Below are 17489 nucleotides of genomic sequence, written 5' to 3'. Positions count from 1 at the left end.
AGCAAATATCCTCTGGACAACTACCAGCTTGATTTTTATGTGGACAGCGGATGGGACTGGCTCCCGTGGAACTGGCTGGACGGTATCGGAAAACAGGTGATGTACGGGCTGTATGCCATCACAAATTTTATCTGGACAATCAGCCTGTACCTTTCCAACGCCACGGGGTATCTGATTCAGGAAGCCTACTCGCTGGACTTCATTTCCTCTACGGCGGATTCCATTGGGAAAAATATGCAGACCCTTGCAGGCGTTACCACAGGCGGCTTGTCCTCGGAGGGATTTTATATCGGGTTCCTGCTGATTCTCATTCTGGTGGTGGGGCTTTACGTTGCCTACACAGGGCTTATCAAACGGGAAACCACAAAAGCCATCCATGCCGTTGTCAATTTCGTGGTGGTGTTCGTGCTGTCCGCTGCCTTTATCGCCTATGCCCCTGATTATATCGGGAAAATCAATGAATTTTCCGCAGACATCAGCAATGCCAGCCTGACCCTTGGTACAAAGATTGTGCTGCCGAACTCGGAAAGTCAAGGAAAAGACAGCGTGGATTTGATACGGGACAGCCTGTTTTCCATTCAGGTCAAGCAGCCGTGGCTCCTGCTGCAATACGGCAACTCGGATATGGAAAGTATTGGGGCTGACCGTGTGGAACGCCTGCTCTCAACCAGCCCAAACGAAAACAACGGGCAGGACAGGGAAGAAATCGTGGTGGTGGAAATCGAAGACAGGGAAAATACCAACCTTACCATCACAAAGACCATCAACCGCTTGGGAACCGTCTTCTTCCTGTTTATGTTCAATATCGGTATCTCCGTTTTTGTATTCCTGCTCACGGGGATAATGATTTTTTCACAGGTGCTTTTTATCATCTATGCCATGTTCCTGCCTGTGAGCTTCCTCCTTAGCATGGTTCCCTCTTTTGAGGGAATGTCAAAGCGTGCCATTACGAAACTGTTCAACACCATCCTTACCAGAGCCGGAATCACTCTGATTATCACGGTAGCGTTCAGCATTTCCACCATGCTCTACAACCTGTCTGGGGAATATCCGTTCTTCCTGACGGCGTTCTTGCAGATAGTGACTTTTGCCGGAATCTATTTCAAGCTGGGAGATTTAATGGGGATGTTCTCCTTACAGAGCGGCGATTCTCAAAGTATGGGAAGCCGTATCATGCGAAGACCCCGTATGCTCATGTACGCCCATATGCACCGTTTACAGCATAAGTTAGGACGTTCCGTGGCGGCTCTTGGGGCTAGAACGGCTGCATACCACGCAGGAAAACAGGCTGGCTCAGACCAGAGAAATGCTTCCCACTCCGGCTCTTCCAAACGGACACAGACAGACCACAGCAGACCAGACGGACAGGCAGCACTGGAAAAGGAATCCGTATGGAAACGGGCTGGTTCTGCGGTAGGTGCGGCGGCAGATACCAAAGATAAGATAGCCGATACTGCCGGACAGCTTCGGGAACAGGCAAAGGATTTGCCCGTCAATGCAAAGTACGCCCTTTACCACGGGAAAACACAGGTATCAGAGGGAGTACGGGATTTTACTTCCAACGTGACCCAGACCCGAACTGCCAGAGCCGAACAGCGAAACGCACAGGCAGAAAGCCGCAGACAGACCATTGCAGAACGCAGGGCGGAACTGGAACAGGCAAAACAACCGCAACAAAGAGCTTCCGAAGCACCCAAAGGGGCAGCTCCTGTCCATGAACGCCCTGTTACTGCAAAACAGCCAGAGGATTTTCGACATCATGCAGATACCACTCATGCAGGAAAACCAGCCATACAGCCAGCTTCCCCATCCATCAGGGAACGGGGACAGGTTTCTTATGGGGGAACTGTGGCGGAACGGGCTTCGGTTCCGGTGGTAAAAGCAGCTTCCATCCACCATGAACAAACACCGCCTGTAAGGACAGAACGCCAGATACTCCCTCCGATTTCCCCAGACAAACCAGAGGAAAGACAAAAGACAACTCCAACCATCACCCTTGCTGCTCCCCGTCCGGCAAGACCTGTCCAAAACGATACGGCTCCTGTGATACCGGAAGTAAAACGGGCTGCCCCTGTGGTAAAAGAATCGAACTTTACCATCCGGCGTACCACAGCCAGAAAGGAGTGGACAAAAACGGTAAAAACGGCTGCCAAACAAAAGAAAGGGGAGAAACCATGAAGTTAAGACACCTTTTCTTTGCCTGTTCCGGCGTGTTCGTGATGATGTTCTCCCTGCTCCTTTTGGTGGTGATTGTCTTCTCGGATGAGGAAGACGGCGGAAGCGGCGGAAACCTTATCTATGGGGGCGTGAGCGTATCACAGGAAGTCCTCGCCCATAAACCTATGCTGGAAAAGTATGCAAAGGAATATGGCATAGAGGAATACTTAAATGTGCTGCTCGCCATCATTCAGGTGGAATCCGGCGGCACGCTGGAAGACGTTATGCAGTCCTCGGAATCTCTGGGGCTTCCCCCGAACTCCCTTAGTACAGAGGAATCCATCAAACAGGGCTGTAAATATTTCTCGGAACTGCTCGCAGCGGCAGAAACAAAGGGCTGTGACTTAAACAGCGTGATTCAATCCTATAATTACGGCGGCGGTTTCCTAGACTATGTGGCAGGACACGGAAAAAAATACACCTTTGAACTGGCAGAGAGCTTCGCAAGGGACAAATCCGGCGGAAAGAAAGTCACCTACACCAACCCTGTTGCGGTAGAGAAAAACGGAGGCTGGCGGTATTCCTACGGAAATATGTTCTATGTCCTCTTGGTATCGCAATACCTGACCGTGGCACAGTTTGATGATGAAACGGTGCAGGCTATCATGGAGGAAGCCTTAAAGTATGAGGGATGGACGTATGTGTACGGGGGTGATTCTCCCTCCACTTCCTTTGACTGTTCGGGACTGGTGCAGTGGTGCTATGGCAAGGCAGGAATCGCCCTGCCACGGACAGCACAGGAACAGTACAATGTAACGCAGCACATCCCCCTGTCCGAAGCAAAAGCAGGGGATTTGGTCTTTTTCCACTCCACCTACAACGCCGGAACCTACATCACCCATGTGGGACTGTATGTGGGAAATAACCGGATGTACCATGCCGGAAATCCCATTGGTTATGCAGACCTGACAGGTTCCTACTGGCAACAGCACTTTGCCGGAGCCGGACGAATCAAACAATAAGAAAGGATGAACCGATATGATTCAGATTAGAAAAGAGGATAACCAGAAAAAGCAGAAAGAAAAGAAACTGAAAGTTTACAAAGTCAATACCCACAAAAAAACTGTGATTGCCCTGTGGGTGCTGCTGGCAGTGAGCTTCCTGTTTGCCGTCTATAAGAATTTCACGGCGATAGACATTCATACTGTCCATGAAACCAAAGTAATTGAAGAAACCATCCTCGACACCCACAAGATAGAAAACTTTGTGGAGAATTTCGCAGAAGTCTACTATTCATGGGAACAGTCTGCCGCTTCCATTGATAACCGGACAAATGCTTTAAAAGGGTATCTCACCGGAGAACTGCAAGCCCTGAATGTAGATACTGTCCGAAAGGACATCCCCGTATCGTCTGCCCTGACTGATTTTCAGATATGGGAAATCACAGAAGAAAAGGAGCAGCATTATCAAGTGACCTATACGGTGGAACAGCATATCACAGAGGGAGAATCCGTTAAAACTGTCCGTTCCGCTTATCAGGTGACCGTCTATGTGGACGGCTCTGGAAACCTGACGATTATCCAGAATCCAACCATTACCAGTGTTCCCGTAAAATCCGGTTACACTCCCAAAGCGGTACAAAGTGACGGTACGGTGGATTCCATCACCACAGAGGAAATCAACGAATTTCTCACTACCTTTTTCAAGCTGTACCCTACGGCAACCGCAAAGGAGCTGACCTATTATGTGAATGAGGGCGTGCTGAAACCTGTGGGGAAAGAATACATTTTCTCGGAACTGGTGAATCCAGTTTACAATCGAAACGGAAATCAGGTGACAGCTTCCCTTGCAGTGAAATATCTGGATAACCAGACCATGACAACACAGGTATCGCAGTTTGACCTTGTGCTGGAAAAGAACGGGGAAAACTGGAAGATTGTGAAATAGTTATAGAAAAACGTGCATTTCTCATTTGAGATTTGCACGTTTCTCTTATAAAGTATTTCTTTTTAAAATTTATCATTAGTCTTTATATTTTTGATTAGCTCCCAATAGTAGTGTGTCAATTGCTTCGGATAATTCTTTTCTTACTTTATCAGGATTAGAAAAAGCATATCTTAATTGTAAAGTTGTATAACCATGAAGCATACCTGTTACCATGTTCAAAATTTCAGTGGTCTTATCTGGATTAAAGCCACATGAGCAAATAAGTGTTTTAAGTAAAGATAGATAATCATTAAAAATGATTGCTGTTTCCTCTGTTCCATTCCAACTAGCCCATTGAATTATTTCATAAACACCGGGATGTTCAATCATATAATTAAGATATTCAACTGCCACTAATTTTAATGCTGAATCCCCTGTCTTACCGATTACTGCACGAATCATTTTTTCATTCATAGTACGCATACCACTATGTGCTATCTCCCTAAGAAGTTCATCCAAACTTCCTATATGATTATATAAGGAGGGGGTACGAATCCCTAAATTTTCAGCAATAGCTTTCAAAGAAACATTATGAAGTCCATTTCTATCAGCCATATCAGAAGCAGTTTTTATAACTTCGGCTTTTGTAACTCGCATATTCATTTTCCTCTTTCTACACATCATTTACTTCATTTTAAGTAATCAAATTAATGAAGTCAATAATTTGGTTAGAAAAAATGAACTCTTGTATTGACAAACAGTCTTATAATATTTAAAATTACTAATGTAATTAGTTTTTATGCTATTCAAATTAGTTTACGAAAGGAAATACAAATATGTGTACAAGATTTGTGTATAATGGAAAAGAAACCATTGTTGGGTTCAATTTTGATATTGACCTTTCTGAATGGGAACATACTGTAATTGCCGAAAAGGACCGTTTTTTTATAGGGATAAAAATGTCCGATAATAAGTACCACTCTTTTCATGGAATCAATAGAAATGGGAATGTTGGCACATTGTTGTATGTACATGGAAATGACAATGCACAATTTTGCGGTAATGAATCATGCTATACAATAGCTGATTTGACAGAAAACTTTATAAAAGGCAATCTCTCTTTTGACGATTCATTGGAAATAGTGAAAAAAAAGAAAATTACTTATGCTCCTGACACTACTATGCAGGCTATGTTTTCGGATAGAACTGGGCGTGTTCTCATTATTGAACCGGGGATTGGGTATCGTTTGGAAAAAGAAAAATATTCCTTAATAACAAATTACTCCATTCTAAAACCAGAATTGACTAATCCATATGTTTTATCTGGGGATAACAGATATGAAAAGGCAAAGGATTTACTGCAAGGATATGGAGAAAACTTCTCTATTTCCAACGCCTTTGATGTACTTAGGTCAGTACGTCAGGAAGGACTTTGGGCAACCAGAGTTTCTTTTGTATATTCCGTTGCTAAAAATAAGGTATATTATGTGTTGAACAATGATTTCAAAAATATTGCAGAGTATCAATTCTAATATCACTGCAATTATAAACAAAAGTGGAGGATTTACATTTCCCCCACTTCCTTAGATTTGACAATACCATCTGCGACGCTTTCCATAATAACAAGGTCAGCGTCTGTGAAATTGTCTATTTTGTTTTCTAACTGCCTGCGTTTGGTACTTTTCACCTGACTGCTGGCAGGCAAGAAAAACTCATCCACTGATACATTCAGCAGAGATACAAGGTCGTAAAGCACCTGTAAGCTGGGATGCTGCCCTTTGTTCTCAATATTGGTTAAATAACGTGGGTCAATCTCAATCATTGCTCCCACCTGTTCACGGGTCAAACCCTGTTTTTTACGGGCTTCTTTTATGGCAAGCCCCAAAGCCCTGAAATCATATTTATCTTCTTTTTTACGCATAATACACCACCTCTGTACATTTTACTGTTCCTGTTATAATAGTGACAGGTATAGAAAAACGTATTGTACAGTTGTACAGTTCCTATTATGTGTACCAAAGATAAAACTATGCTGCTGAAACGGAAATAAAAAAAACCGTTATTTGGCAGTACACTTTTCTTGCGTCAAAATCACATAAGCCTTTCCAGACGACGGTTTAATAAAAGCCGCCGTCTTTCTTTTTTCCAGAACACATGGAGGTTGTATTAAAGTCAGCTTTTTTTAGGCTCCGGCGGCTTACAGGAGGAAGCCGCTATGCAAAATATTTTCTTAAATATATCTACATTCGGTAAACCGTTAAAAAAAGCCATCCACCTACGCTAGAAAAGTCTGACCTGCAATATGGTTTTTCACAATACATAGTAAGAACTATCGAAGCACACAAGCAGAAATATCGTCTGTTTGCGTGCTTTTTTAGTTGGAAGAAAAAGTTTTTAAATTTTTCTTCTCAAAACGCAACTGCACCCCCTGTCCTGTCGGGACTAAGAGCGAAAAGGGGGAAAGAAGCAGAAATTCCTATCAACTCGCTCCCTTTCAAGGCTGGAAAGGGGGTGAGCAATGATGAAGCCATCTGAATTTCAGACAACCATAGAGAACCAGTTTGATTATATCTGTAAAGTCGCTATGGAGGATGAACGCAAAGACTATCTCAAAGCGTTGTCCAGACAGTGTAAACGGGAAACCCTGTTCTGTGATATGGACGATTACACCGTCAATCTGTTTTCTTCCGAAGACACCTATCCCTCCCATTTCCATACTTTTGAAATGGATGGATTTACTGTCCGCATTGAAAACAGCCTATTAGCAGAAGCATTAGAAAATCTGGATGGAAAGAAACGTGACGTTATCCTGAGATATTATTTCCTCGGATTTGACGATACGGAAATTTCAAAAATTCTGGAAGTCAACCGTTCTACCATCCAGAGAAGAAGACACGCCGGACTGGAATTTATCAAAAAATTTATGGAGGAAGAAGCATGACAGCAAAGCACCCTATGATTCCGTTTCCTGTAATTGTAAGGGCTGCGGACGGTGATATTGAAGCAGTCAACCAGATTGTACGCCATTACAGCGGTTTTATTGCCAGCCGTTCCATGCGTCCCATGAAAGACGAATATGGCAATACTCTCATGGTTGTAGATGAAACCCTACGCCGCCGGATGGAAACACGTCTGATTGCAAAGATTTTATCTTTTGAAATCAGGGAACCAAAGTAAAAATAACGCTCTCCTGTGGAAGCATGGACAAGCCCATGCTTCCCAGACAGAGCTTGCCAGCCTATTAAAGTGCATTATCACCAGTGCATTTTAACAGGCTGACAAAGCCGGATTGTTCCTTGAAAAAGAAAGCGTCTAATCAACGCAGCATAAAGCAGCCGAATACGTTTCGATAGAAAGAGAGCCGTTGGGCTGGCACGCCGTGACCCACCAAAGGAGGGATGAAACCGGATAGCGATTCCTGCCAGCGTTCCATAAGCAGCTTACCGCAGAGCTGCCGCCATGACCTTTCTATTGTGATAATGATACTTCCGTACAGCCTTAGTCCGTGTGATGATGTAGCACCGCTGGCAAAGGGTACGGCTGGATGAGAACCATGCAGGGGTGAGATTCCCATGAGCTTTAGCGAAAGCTGCTCGGCTTGCTTATATACTATTTTGAATTAGAATTTTTCATTCAAAATCAAATAACTATTCGCAGGAAATACAATCTTAATATTACTTTTGCCACAAAATCTGATATAATATAGACAGATATTGAGGGTTCCATATCTGGTCTATGGAAAGGAGGAATATGATTACAGTAACAAAAAAAGACTTAATAGAACTGGGTTATGGGACTTCATTCGCAGCAGACATCATAAGAGAAGCAAAAAAACTTATGATTTCAAAAGGGCATACCTACTATCAGTCACGCAAACTGGACAGGGTTCCCAGAGAAGCTGTGGAAGAATTGTTAGGGATTACTTTTACTGATAAATCAAACTGATTGTACTTCTTGCACATTTATGTAAGGAGTGAAATCATGGCAAAAGACCCTATTAAGAAAGCAGAAAACGGAACTTATTATTTTAGAGCAAACTTAGGTTTCCACCCGATTACCGGAAAACAGATTCAGAAATACAAAAGCGGATTCAAGACAAAAAAGGAAGCCAGAGAAGCATATTCAAAGCTTATGCTTACATCCACAGAGGAATTGACAGAAAAGAAACAGCAGCTATCCTTTCAGCAGTTCATTGAAGAGACTTACCTACCTTGGTATAAAACACAGGTAAAGGAAAGTACCTATCTGAACCGCCGTTCTACCATTCAGAAACATTTTTCATACTTTTACAAAATGACGGTGGATGAGATAGAACCCATTAACGTCCAAAACTGGCAGCTTGAACTCGCAAAAGAATTTAGTCCAAACTATATCCGTATTGTACAGGGTATGCTCTCCATTGCCTTTGACAGAGCAGTTGTTCTCGGTCTTGCAAAGAAAAATCCGTCACGAATGATAGGAAACATCAAGAGCAAGAAAACAAAAGTGGATTTTTGGACACTGGATGAATTTCAAAAGGTAATTTCCCTACTCTACAAGGGCGATTATTACGAACATTACCTTTTCATTTCATACTGGCTCCTGTTTATGACTGGAATGAGAATCGGAGAAGCCGCAGCCCTGCAATGGTCGGATATCAACTTTGAAACCGGACTTTTAAGTATAACGAAAACGCTGTACTATAAAACAATAGACGAATACAAATTTGTGGAACCAAAGACACAAGCCAGTATTCGCACTATCTATATTGACACAGATACCATTAAAGAATTAAAAGCATGGCAGGAAGTACAGCAAAAGGTTTTAAAGGACTGTGACCTTGTACTAAGCTATAATGGGATTCCCACCAGTAAGCACACCCTCCCACGGGCATTAGAAAAACTTGCTGGATTGGCAGGCGTACACCGTATCAAAATTCATGCACTCAGACATTCCCATGCTTCCCTGCTCATCAGTATGGGAGAAAATCCTTTATTGATTAAAGAACGTCTGGGGCATGAAAAGATACAGACCACGTTAGGAACCTATGGACATTTATATCCCAACACCAACGTGGAAGTTGCCAAAAAATTAACTGGCGTTCTCACTTATACTCCGGCAACAACCAGTGTTGCCGATTACACCAGCAATCAGCATACAGCAATCTATCACAGAGCAGTTGAATAAAAAAATGCAATCAAAATGCAATTCTAAAAGAAAAGAGCCTCAAAACCCTTGAAAATAAAGGCTTTGAAGCTCTGCTCCAACTATTCAAACTCAATTGTTGCCGGCGGTTTCCCCGTGCAGTCATAAAGTACTCTGTTCACATGCTTCACTTCATTTACGATTCTGCTGGCTACCTTTCCAAGTACCTCCCACGGAATCTCTGCTGCTTCTGCAGTCATGAAGTCGATGGTATTTACCGCTCTTAATGCGATCGCATAGTCATAGGTTCTCTCGTCGCCCATAACACCGACGGAACGCATGTTGGTCAGTGCTGCGAAGTACTGTCCGATGCTGCGGTCGAGGCCTGCGTTTGCGATTTCTTCGCGGTAGATGGCATCTGCCTCCTGTACCATTTTTACCTTCTCAGCGGTTACTTCTCCGATGATACGGATGCCAAGTCCCGGACCCGGGAATGGCTGACGGTATACCAGCTTCTCCGGGATACCGAGTTCCAGACCAGCTTTGCGGACCTCATCTTTGAACAGGTCACGCAGCGGCTCGATGATTTCTTTGAAATCAACGTAATCCGGGAGTCCTCCAACATTGTGGTGGGACTTGATGACAGCAGACTCGCCGCCCAGACCACTCTCTACTACGTCCGGGTAGATGGTTCCCTGTACCAGGAAGTCTACTGCACCGATCTTCTTTGCTTCTTCCTCAAATACACGGATGAATTCTTCGCCGATGATCTTTCGCTTGCGCTCCGGCTCTTCTACACCTTTCAGCTTTGCGTAGAAACGCTCCTGTGCGTTGACACGGATGAAGTTTAAGTTGTACGGGCCGTTCGGACCAAATACTTCCTCAACCTCGTCTCCCTCGTCCTTACGGAGCAGACCATGGTCTACAAATACACAGGTCAGCTGGTCACCAACTGCCTTTGCCAGCATAACAGCTGCTACGGAGGAGTCTACACCGCCGGATAACGCACAGAGCACTTTACCGTTTCCGACTTTCTCACGTACTGCTTTGATGGTGTTTTCTACAAAAGCATCCATCTTCCAGTCGCCTGCGCAGCCACACACTTCGTACACGAAGTTGGAGAGCATCTTGGTTCCCTCTACGGTATGCAGTACTTCCGGATGGAACTGGATCGCATAGAGATTCTTCTCTGCACACTCTGCTGCTGCCACCGGGCAGTCCGGGGTATGCGCAATGATCTTGAAGCCAGGAGCTTCCTTCTCAATGTAGTCGTTGTGGCTCATCCAGCAGATGGTCTTCTCGGATACATTGCCGAACAGCTTGCTGGACTTGTCCACGGTTACTTCGATTTTTCCATACTCACGGACAGGAGCCTTGCAGACATGACCGCCTAATACATGGCTCATTAACTGAGCGCCATAGCACAGTCCCAGTACCGGAACGCCAAGTTCAAACAGTTCTTTGCTGCAGGTTGCTGCGCCCTCTTCATAGACACTGTTTGGGCCTCCGGTTAAGATGATGCCCTTCGGATTCATTTCTTTGATCTTTTCAATATCGGTCTTGTAAGAATAGATCTCACAATAAACATTGCACTCACGTACACGGCGGGCAACCAGCTGATTGTACTGACCGCCAAAGTCGATTACAATAATCTTCTCTCTGTTCACGAGTATTCCTCCTAATTTTATTATGATGAAACAATAACGCATTGTTACTGGATACGCTTTTTGTAAGCAACAATGATAAGCTTGCCTCATCATGGTATATCTCACGTTATTATACCTAAAATCATTGTACTATACAAGTGGATTCCAAAAAATTATCCTTCCTTACAATTCACTTTCCAAGCACTTAAGATTCTCTGGAACGCCTTGTTTTATTTCCAGAATATGAGATAATGAAAGCAAAGAAAGGAGGACGTGATCATGAAAAAATATCCATTCAAAACAGGTGAGGCAAAACATAAACTTCTTACTGCTGTCCTTTTCCTTTCCCTGCTTTCCAGCAGTCTGACCGCCTGTGGTTCTGCATCGCGAAGTGCTTCCAATGCCTCATATCTTACAGAAACAGCCGCCGCATCCTACGACGTGGCAGCAAACAGCGGATTTTCCGGCGGAGCTGGCATGCCTGCAGCCTTTTCCAAATCTGAAGCCGCATCTTTCCGCTCCAATGATGCAGGTGATTCCGTGGAGGAAGCTGCGGTCGACGCAGGGGCATACGTGGCAGATTCAGACACTTTTTCAAATGGATCCGAAAGCACAGAGCTTCCGCAAAATGCAGCAGCAGCCCAGGATCCTACCGAACGCAAACTGATCCGCAACGTCAATCTGGATCTGGAAACACGCGAATTTGATACGCTCCTGCAGTCTGTATCCGATGCCGTTGCTTCTTTCTGCGGCTATATTGAGCAATCGGATGTTTCCGGCAACAGCTTAACCTGGTCCGGCAATCAGTCCCGGCGTTCTTCTAACATGACGATCCGGATTCCGGCAGACCAGCTCGATGCATTTCTTTCCGAAGTATCCACACAGGGAAATATCACCTATAAGAATGAAAATGTCCAGGATGTCACCCTGCAATACACCGACATAACAAGCCGGAAAAAGACTTTGCAGGTAGAACAGGACCGTCTTTGGGCTCTTTTAGAAAAAGCAGACTCCGTAGATGCCGTGATTGCATTGGAATCCCGCCTGTCCGAAGTACGCTATCAGCTTGAATCCCTGGAGTCCCAGCTGCGAACTCTCGACAACCAGGTTGTATACAGCACGGTTTACCTCTCCATACAGGAGGTTCAGGTACTCACCGCCACCGACCCGGACACCATTCCGGTCCGCATCCAGAAAGGATTTGCACACAGCCTGAACCAGTTACAGACCGCATCCGTAGACCTGCTCGTATGGTTTGTATCCAATCTCCCAATCCTGATCGTACTGGCCGCTCTGATTCTGGTCATCGTATGGATTCTGCGGAAAATATGGAAAAAACGGAGACTTCGCAAAAGCAAGTTAAAGACAAGCAACAAAGCAAACAGTAATATCAAATCAGACATCACCACAAAAGAAGACTCATCCTCATCCAACAACAATATTGCACAGTAACAATTTAACACAGTAAGTATCAAAGGGGCGAAAGTTCCCACAGCCGCCATGCATGGCGGCTGCGGGAACTTTCGCCCCTCATTCGTTATCGTGCAATATTGTTTATTTGCGCACTTTCCTCACTTCTTCTGCCAGTTCTTTCGCGCTTTCAATCATCCGGTCGAACGCACCATATTCATAGAGATTCATCAGAAAGATTCCGACCGGCACGGCGATGATCATGCCGGATATCCCGTGAAGTTTGAATCCCAGATACAGAAAAACCAGTGTCCACAGCGGCGAAAGTCCCATGGAATCGCCCACGATCTTGGGCTGGATCACCTGACGGATCACCTGAGTCAGTACATAGAGGAGCGCAAGTCCTGCTGCCAGCGCGTAATCCGCAGACAAAAGCTTAAACAGTGCCCACGGAATCAGAACCGTTCCGGTTCCAAAGAGCGGCAGAAAATCAAGGACTGCCACCAGTACACCAAGCAGAAATGTGTACTTAATCCCCAGGATCAGAAATCCCACGATGAGGATAGCACCTACGACAAACATAATACGAAACTGGGCAAGAAAATAGCCGCCAATCAGTTTTTTGACATCATTCTTTAAGTACCGGCCATAATCCTTCGCGCTTTCCGGCAGATATTTTTTCCAGAATTCGATGATCTTATCCTGTTCTGCAATGAAGAAATAGGACGATAGAATCGTTACCACAACATTGACCAGCGCATTCGGGATTCCCTTTGCTACATTTCCAGCCACTTCTACCGTCGGCGATGCAATCTTCTGTACCAGAAGACTGGCAGCATGACCAATGTTTCCAACCAGTTCCTGCCAGTTTGTCTGTACATCGGTCGGAAGTCTGGAAAACAGGCTGGAAAACCGGGCTGCAATTGCCTGCAGATCTTCTGATAATGTATCATATAACAGCGGCAGGTCTTTTGCCAGTTCGACTGCCTGCATAACCAGCCGTGATATCAGGAAATATCCCAGTCCGATGATCAGTGCCAATACTGCGATCACGATCAATGCAGAACTGTGTTTACGTACCAATTTTACCTTGCTCTCCAAAAAACGGACCAGCGGGTTGGCAATCATGGCAATGATCCAGCCGATCACAAATGGCATAAAAAATTTCAAGAGTTTTGGCCCCAGCAGACAGACCAGTAAAATCTCCACTGCCGGGATCACAATATTTAAAATCAAACGGGCATAACGTCTGTCCATACAATCACCTTCTTATCCTTATCTGCCTTTCATCAGATTATGTGGAATCAGTGAACTGTTTTCATACTTTTCCCCGATCGTTTTCCTTTTATTCTTTCAAAGCCCATTTTGTTGCTGTTAACAAAACAACCTACTCTGCCAAATATTTCTCCAGAAATGCAAACAATGCTTCCATCTCTTCCCGCGTACCGATGCTGATGCGCAGGTAATTAGAAAGGCGCGGCTGGTCAAAGTAACGCACATAGATCTGCTGCTGTTTCAATGCCTCAAACAATTCTTTTGCCGGAACACGGTTGTGAGACGCAAAAATAAAGTTGGACATGGAATCCGGGAAAGTAAAGCCAAGTTCCGTCAGCCGGGTTTTGGACCATTCCCTGGTGTCGATGATTTTCTGCACGGTTTCTTTGAAATAGACATCGTCTTTCACAGCTTCGGTTCCTAAAACCAGAGATGGCATATTCATGGTGTAGGAGTTGTAAGAATACTTCACATCATTCAGTGCCTTGATGAGATCCGGGTGTCCGATTGCAAATCCGATACGCATACCAGCCATGGAACGGGATTTACTGAAGGTCTGCACGACCAGCAGGTTCTCGTATTTCTGAATCAGCTCCAGAGCTGATTTTCCGCCAAAATCGATATAAGCTTCATCCACGATCACAACCACATCCTGATTGTGACGGATGATATCTTCTACCGCTTCTAAAGATAACAGAAGTCCGGTCGGCGCATTCGGGTTTGGGAAGATCACTCCTCCATTTTCGCGGTAATAATCCTCCGGGCGGATACAAAACTGTTCGTCCAGAGCCGGTGTCTCGTAAGGGACCTGGAACAGATCTGCCCATACTTTATAGAAGGAATAGCTCACATCCGGAAATAAAACCGGCTTTTTGGAGTTAAAGAACGTCAAAAAGCTCATGGCAATGACATCGTCCGAGCCAACACCTACAAACACCTGATCATCCCCTACGCCATAATACTCTGCCAGTACATGAACCAGATCGGATGCCGTCGGATCCGGATATTTGCGGAAACGGTCCATTTCCATATTCTTCAGCGCGTTTTCCACCCCTGGTGCTGGCGGATATGGATTTTCATTGGTATTTAACTTGATCAGCCGGTCCCCTTTCGGCTGCTCCCCCGGTACATAAGGAACTACTTTACGAATATTACTCTCCCATGCTCTCATCTTCGTGTCCTCCTGTTGTTTGTCTGTCCGAATAGCAGCTGCTGTGTCAGACAAATCTTTGCTGTCCGGCACAGGAACTGATGCAAAATCAGATTCTTTTTTCCGTGCAAGATCTCCCTGGAATTTAGCACAGTCCATATTCTTTTGCGACTGCCTCAAATGCCGGCAGGGAACGCTCAATCTGCTGATACGATACGCAGTAAGCAATCCGCACATAACCAGGACATGCAAAAGAGCTTCCCGGCACCAGTAACAGATTATGCTTCTGAGCCTGCGCACAGAATTCTTTATCGTCTGCGATCGGAGCCTTTACAAAAAGATAGAAAGCGCCCTCCGGTTTGATGCACTCAAATCCAAACTTCTTTAAACTGTTATAGAGCAGGTTCCGGTTTTTGTCATAAGCATCCAGATTCACTGCTGCGCCTTTTTCAATGCAGCGTTTGATGACTCTCTGGATCAGGGACGGGGCATTGACACAGCCGATCACGCGGTTTGCGATGGTTGCCGCTGTAAATACCTCTGCACTGTCAGTCAGCTCGTCCGGAATGACCAGATAGCCGATACGTTCTCCCGGCAGGGACAGAGATTTACTGTATGAATAACAAACTACCGTATTGGCATAATATTTTGTCACATATGGCACAACTGCTCCATCGTAAGCCAGCTCGCGGTACGGCTCATCGGAGATCAGCACGATCTCGGTTCCAAACTCTGCACTCTTTGCACGGAGAATATCGGCCAGACGGGTAAGTGTTTCATCGGAATAAATGACACCGGTCGGATTGTTTGGGGTGTTGATGATGACTGCCTTGGTACGCGCCGTGATCTTCTGGGCAAATTCTTCCAGATTTGGCTGGAAGTCTTTGGTATTCGGTGAAACGACGATCAGCTTCCCATCGTAGTTGCGCACATAGTTGCCATATTCTACAAAATAAGGAGCAAAGGTCAGAACTTCATCCTCCGGATCCAGGATGGTCTTTAAAATGATATTCAGGCCACTGGCTGCACCTACCGTCATCAGGATATTTCCCTGGTGGAAGTTCGTCCCGAAACGGCGGTTTAAATCCTGCGCGATGGTCTCCCGCACATCCTCATAACCAGAGTTGCTCATATAGCCGTGAACAAAGGTGGAATCTTCTTCCTTTAACGTTTCAAGAATGGAATCTTCTACTTCCTGCGGCGCCGGTACATTCGGATTTCCAAGACTGAAATCGTACACATTCTCTGCACCATAAATGGCTGCCAGCCGTTTTCCTTCTTCGAACATGACACGGATCACAGAATTATTCTGGACCAGCGGATTCATCTTTTTTGAAATCATTTTCATATCCTCCTCATCACAAAATATCATTGATATCCCATAACTGCTTCCTATTTTCACAGTTACGGTATATAGCAAAGCAGCTCTCACCAGATGACTCTGTAGCGAAAGCTGCATTGTACCCTTTTGCATTATTATACAGGATTCTTTATAAAATTACCAGCGGCTTGCCCTCAAATGGTAAAACAAAGCCATCGCTCCTGTCAGGATCAGATAAAACCAGGTCGTCGTATTGGAAAACCAGGTCGTAAAAAAGGACAGCATCAGATATGCGGCAAACTGTGCATACAGCAGATAGCCAAGCGGATTTCTCATCTCTCTGAGTTTCACCACCAGAATATAGGCAATGGCACCCAGAATGCAGGAAAAAAACAGCACACCGATCCAGCCAAAATCATAATAAGCATCGTAAAAAAGCGTGAGGGTTGTGAGCTCCGTTTTATCTACATAAATCGGAAAATGGATCAGCTGCGGGAAGAAAAATTTCAGTCCTGACAATGCCCACAATGGAAACAGTCCCTTCAGTCCAAAGCTGTGTCCTGGCAGTGCCTCCACCAGACAGTTAAAATTGTCGTAATTATTGGCAATGTAAATGTATGGCTGACTGATGAAGATCGGCATGGATGTGCGCTTCATTTCAAAAATTCCGTTTAAATATTCAATGTTGTGGCTTCGTGCTACCGTGAGGATCAGGTAAAACGGGAGCAACACCACAAACAGCGCAAAAAGCCAGCCAGGGTGAAACATTTTCTGCAGGGAAATATACGTAAACGCCGCCAAAAGCACGGCAAAAACAAGCTGGAATCTGGATACACATAAGATCGGGATCAGCATGGAAATGGTCGTCATGACCAGGGCTGCAATGAGAAGCTTCTCACTGCCCCGTCCGTTCCGCATATGAATATACAGCACCGTCAGCGACGGAACCAGCACACAGGATACGGTAAAATAATGTACTCCGGTCAGATGAAATTCCGAATAGGCATGCGGCACTCCCCGCAAAAACAGAGGAACATATCCAAGCACCACCGCCTCCGCAATAAAACATCCCAGTGATAATACCGTCAGTCCGCAGATCATGGTAAACACCGGTTTCGGATCCCCGGAAAAACTTCTCCACCGTCCATAACTGTCATAACCGGAACCATAGACACGGACCAGAATCTCAAATACCAGCCAGAAGCCTATGTATGCCAGGAACAGACAGAACCAGGTCATGCGGGACCAGTCGGTCTGCAGATTACTGAGTTTCATGCAGGCCAGCCCTTCGCCACCTACCCAGAATAAAGAAAACAGTCCACGCAAATGGATCAGGTTCTTATATTTCCGGTAATCCTCCATATAAAGCCATCCGGCTGCCACCAAAAGAAGCAGGCCGGATAACAGATAATGGTCAAACCGCGCCAGAATGTAAGATGCCAGATAACAGATCACGTAGACTGCCATATTTCTTTCTCCT

At 45.1% G+C, this 17489-nt stretch carries 16 protein-coding genes; 9 read left to right on the top strand and 7 right to left on the bottom strand.

Going from position 1 to position 17489, the window contains the following annotated elements:
• Nucleotides 1–513: 513 nt before the first annotated feature.
• The 3 genes from DXB18_RS12215 to DXB18_RS12205 are packed head-to-tail and all read left to right on the top strand — an operon-like array spanning nt 514 to nt 4104.
• Complete coding sequence (locus tag DXB18_RS12215) at nt 514–2178, top strand: hypothetical protein (RefSeq protein WP_347560891.1); 1665 nt, start codon at nt 514–516, stop codon at nt 2176–2178.
• Nucleotides 2175–3179, top strand: coding sequence for a bifunctional lysozyme/C40 family peptidase (locus DXB18_RS12210; protein ID WP_015552520.1), 1005 nt, complete (start codon nt 2175–2177; stop codon nt 3177–3179). Before DXB18_RS12215 ends, DXB18_RS12210 begins: the two co-directional genes overlap by 4 nt.
• Before the next feature lie 16 nt (nt 3180–3195).
• On the top strand, nt 3196–4104 hold the full coding sequence (locus DXB18_RS12205) for a conjugal transfer protein (protein WP_109258197.1): 909 nt from the start codon (nt 3196–3198) through the stop codon (nt 4102–4104).
• Between the two features lie 75 nt (nt 4105–4179).
• Here the strand turns inward: DXB18_RS12205 and DXB18_RS12200 are convergent, their stop codons facing one another.
• Entirely contained in the window at nt 4180–4740 is a 561-nt protein-coding gene (locus tag DXB18_RS12200) for a TetR/AcrR family transcriptional regulator (RefSeq protein ID WP_015552518.1), read from the bottom strand.
• A gap of 179 nt (nt 4741–4919) precedes the next feature.
• Between DXB18_RS12200 and DXB18_RS12195 the strand changes: the two genes are divergently transcribed.
• The gene (locus DXB18_RS12195) at nt 4920–5615 is read left to right on the top strand and encodes a hypothetical protein (RefSeq protein WP_015552517.1); all 696 of its coding nucleotides are present in this window, start codon (nt 4920–4922) and stop codon (nt 5613–5615) included.
• A 32-nt stretch (nt 5616–5647) separates the two neighbouring features.
• Here DXB18_RS12195 and DXB18_RS12190 read toward each other — a convergent pair whose 3' ends face one another.
• Nucleotides 5648–6004 (bottom strand): helix-turn-helix domain-containing protein, encoded by a 357-nt coding sequence (locus DXB18_RS12190; RefSeq protein WP_009009558.1) that lies wholly within the window; start codon nt 6002–6004, stop codon nt 5648–5650.
• Between the two features lie 600 nt (nt 6005–6604).
• Between DXB18_RS12190 and DXB18_RS12185 the strand changes: the two genes are divergently transcribed.
• From DXB18_RS12185 to DXB18_RS12165, 4 genes are all read left to right on the top strand, one after another.
• Nucleotides 6605–7024 carry a sigma factor-like helix-turn-helix DNA-binding protein gene (locus DXB18_RS12185; RefSeq protein ID WP_009255078.1) on the top strand — a complete coding sequence of 140 codons (420 nt, stop codon included), beginning with the start codon at nt 6605–6607 and terminating at the stop codon, nt 7022–7024.
• Entirely contained in the window at nt 7021–7260 is a 240-nt protein-coding gene (locus tag DXB18_RS12180) for a helix-turn-helix domain-containing protein (protein WP_015552516.1), read from the top strand. The genes DXB18_RS12185 and DXB18_RS12180 overlap by 4 nt, the downstream gene beginning before the upstream one ends.
• A 573-nt stretch (nt 7261–7833) precedes the next feature.
• Nucleotides 7834–8028, top strand: a complete 195-nt coding sequence (locus DXB18_RS12170; protein ID WP_011861908.1) for a DUF3173 domain-containing protein — start codon at nt 7834–7836, stop codon at nt 8026–8028.
• A gap of 36 nt (nt 8029–8064) precedes the next feature.
• Entirely contained in the window at nt 8065–9249 is a 1185-nt protein-coding gene (locus DXB18_RS12165; protein WP_015552515.1) for a site-specific integrase, read from the top strand.
• Nucleotides 9250–9329: 80 nt separating this feature from the next.
• Here DXB18_RS12165 and guaA read toward each other — a convergent pair whose 3' ends face one another.
• Nucleotides 9330–10874 carry a glutamine-hydrolyzing GMP synthase gene (guaA, locus tag DXB18_RS12160; protein ID WP_118543702.1) on the bottom strand — a complete coding sequence of 515 codons (1545 nt, stop codon included), beginning with the start codon at nt 10872–10874 and terminating at the stop codon, nt 9330–9332.
• Nucleotides 10875–11132: 258 nt separating this feature from the next.
• On the opposite strand from guaA, the gene DXB18_RS12155 reads away from it, so the two are divergent.
• Entirely contained in the window at nt 11133–12305 is a 1173-nt protein-coding gene (locus DXB18_RS12155; protein WP_118708078.1) for a DUF4349 domain-containing protein, read from the top strand.
• A 102-nt stretch (nt 12306–12407) separates the two neighbouring features.
• Here the strand turns inward: DXB18_RS12155 and ytvI are convergent, their stop codons facing one another.
• The 4 genes from ytvI to DXB18_RS12135 form a co-directional block, all read right to left on the bottom strand.
• Nucleotides 12408–13520 carry a sporulation integral membrane protein YtvI gene (gene ytvI / locus DXB18_RS12150; RefSeq protein ID WP_118708077.1) on the bottom strand — a complete coding sequence of 371 codons (1113 nt, stop codon included), beginning with the start codon at nt 13518–13520 and terminating at the stop codon, nt 12408–12410.
• Nucleotides 13521–13650: 130 nt separating this feature from the next.
• Nucleotides 13651–14709 (bottom strand): histidinol-phosphate transaminase, encoded by a 1059-nt coding sequence (gene hisC / locus DXB18_RS12145; protein WP_118708114.1) that lies wholly within the window; start codon nt 14707–14709, stop codon nt 13651–13653.
• 124 nt (nt 14710–14833) lie between these two features.
• Nucleotides 14834–16030 (bottom strand): pyridoxal phosphate-dependent aminotransferase, encoded by a 1197-nt coding sequence (locus DXB18_RS12140; RefSeq protein ID WP_118543705.1) that lies wholly within the window; start codon nt 16028–16030, stop codon nt 14834–14836.
• 156 nt (nt 16031–16186) lie between these two features.
• Complete coding sequence (locus DXB18_RS12135; protein WP_118708076.1) at nt 16187–17476, bottom strand: O-antigen polymerase; 1290 nt, start codon at nt 17474–17476, stop codon at nt 16187–16189.
• Nucleotides 17477–17489: the final 13 nt, after the last annotated feature.

Source organism: Clostridium sp. OM02-18AC (assembly GCF_003481825.1).
GTDB lineage: Bacteria > Bacillota > Clostridia > Lachnospirales > Lachnospiraceae > Brotaphodocola.
The sequence above is the reverse complement of the archived record's forward strand: the minus strand, read 5'-3'. Positions and strand labels throughout refer to the sequence as shown.

What these genes read in the sequence shown, in the direction of transcription:
- DXB18_RS12210 (WP_015552520.1), top strand. Translation starts at nt 2,175, where the DNA reads ATGAAGTTAAGACACCTTTTCTTTGCCTGTTCCGGCGTGTTCGTGATG.
- DXB18_RS12205 (WP_109258197.1), top strand. Translation starts at nt 3,196, where the DNA reads ATGATTCAGATTAGAAAAGAGGATAACCAGAAAAAGCAGAAAGAAAAG.
- DXB18_RS12200 (WP_015552518.1), bottom strand. Translation starts at nt 4,740, where the DNA reads ATGCGAGTTACAAAAGCCGAAGTTATAAAAACTGCTTCTGATATGGCT.
- DXB18_RS12195 (WP_015552517.1), top strand. Translation starts at nt 4,920, where the DNA reads ATGTGTACAAGATTTGTGTATAATGGAAAAGAAACCATTGTTGGGTTC.
- DXB18_RS12190 (WP_009009558.1), bottom strand. Translation starts at nt 6,004, where the DNA reads ATGCGTAAAAAAGAAGATAAATATGATTTCAGGGCTTTGGGGCTTGCC.
- DXB18_RS12185 (WP_009255078.1), top strand. Translation starts at nt 6,605, where the DNA reads ATGAAGCCATCTGAATTTCAGACAACCATAGAGAACCAGTTTGATTAT.
- DXB18_RS12180 (WP_015552516.1), top strand. Translation starts at nt 7,021, where the DNA reads ATGACAGCAAAGCACCCTATGATTCCGTTTCCTGTAATTGTAAGGGCT.
- DXB18_RS12170 (WP_011861908.1), top strand. Translation starts at nt 7,834, where the DNA reads ATGATTACAGTAACAAAAAAAGACTTAATAGAACTGGGTTATGGGACT.
- DXB18_RS12165 (WP_015552515.1), top strand. Translation starts at nt 8,065, where the DNA reads ATGGCAAAAGACCCTATTAAGAAAGCAGAAAACGGAACTTATTATTTT.
- DXB18_RS12155 (WP_118708078.1), top strand. Translation starts at nt 11,133, where the DNA reads ATGAAAAAATATCCATTCAAAACAGGTGAGGCAAAACATAAACTTCTT.
- ytvI (WP_118708077.1), bottom strand. Translation starts at nt 13,520, where the DNA reads ATGGACAGACGTTATGCCCGTTTGATTTTAAATATTGTGATCCCGGCA.
- hisC (WP_118708114.1), bottom strand. Translation starts at nt 14,709, where the DNA reads ATGAGAGCATGGGAGAGTAATATTCGTAAAGTAGTTCCTTATGTACCG.
- DXB18_RS12140 (WP_118543705.1), bottom strand. Translation starts at nt 16,030, where the DNA reads ATGATTTCAAAAAAGATGAATCCGCTGGTCCAGAATAATTCTGTGATC.
- DXB18_RS12135 (WP_118708076.1), bottom strand. Translation starts at nt 17,476, where the DNA reads ATGGCAGTCTACGTGATCTGTTATCTGGCATCTTACATTCTGGCGCGG.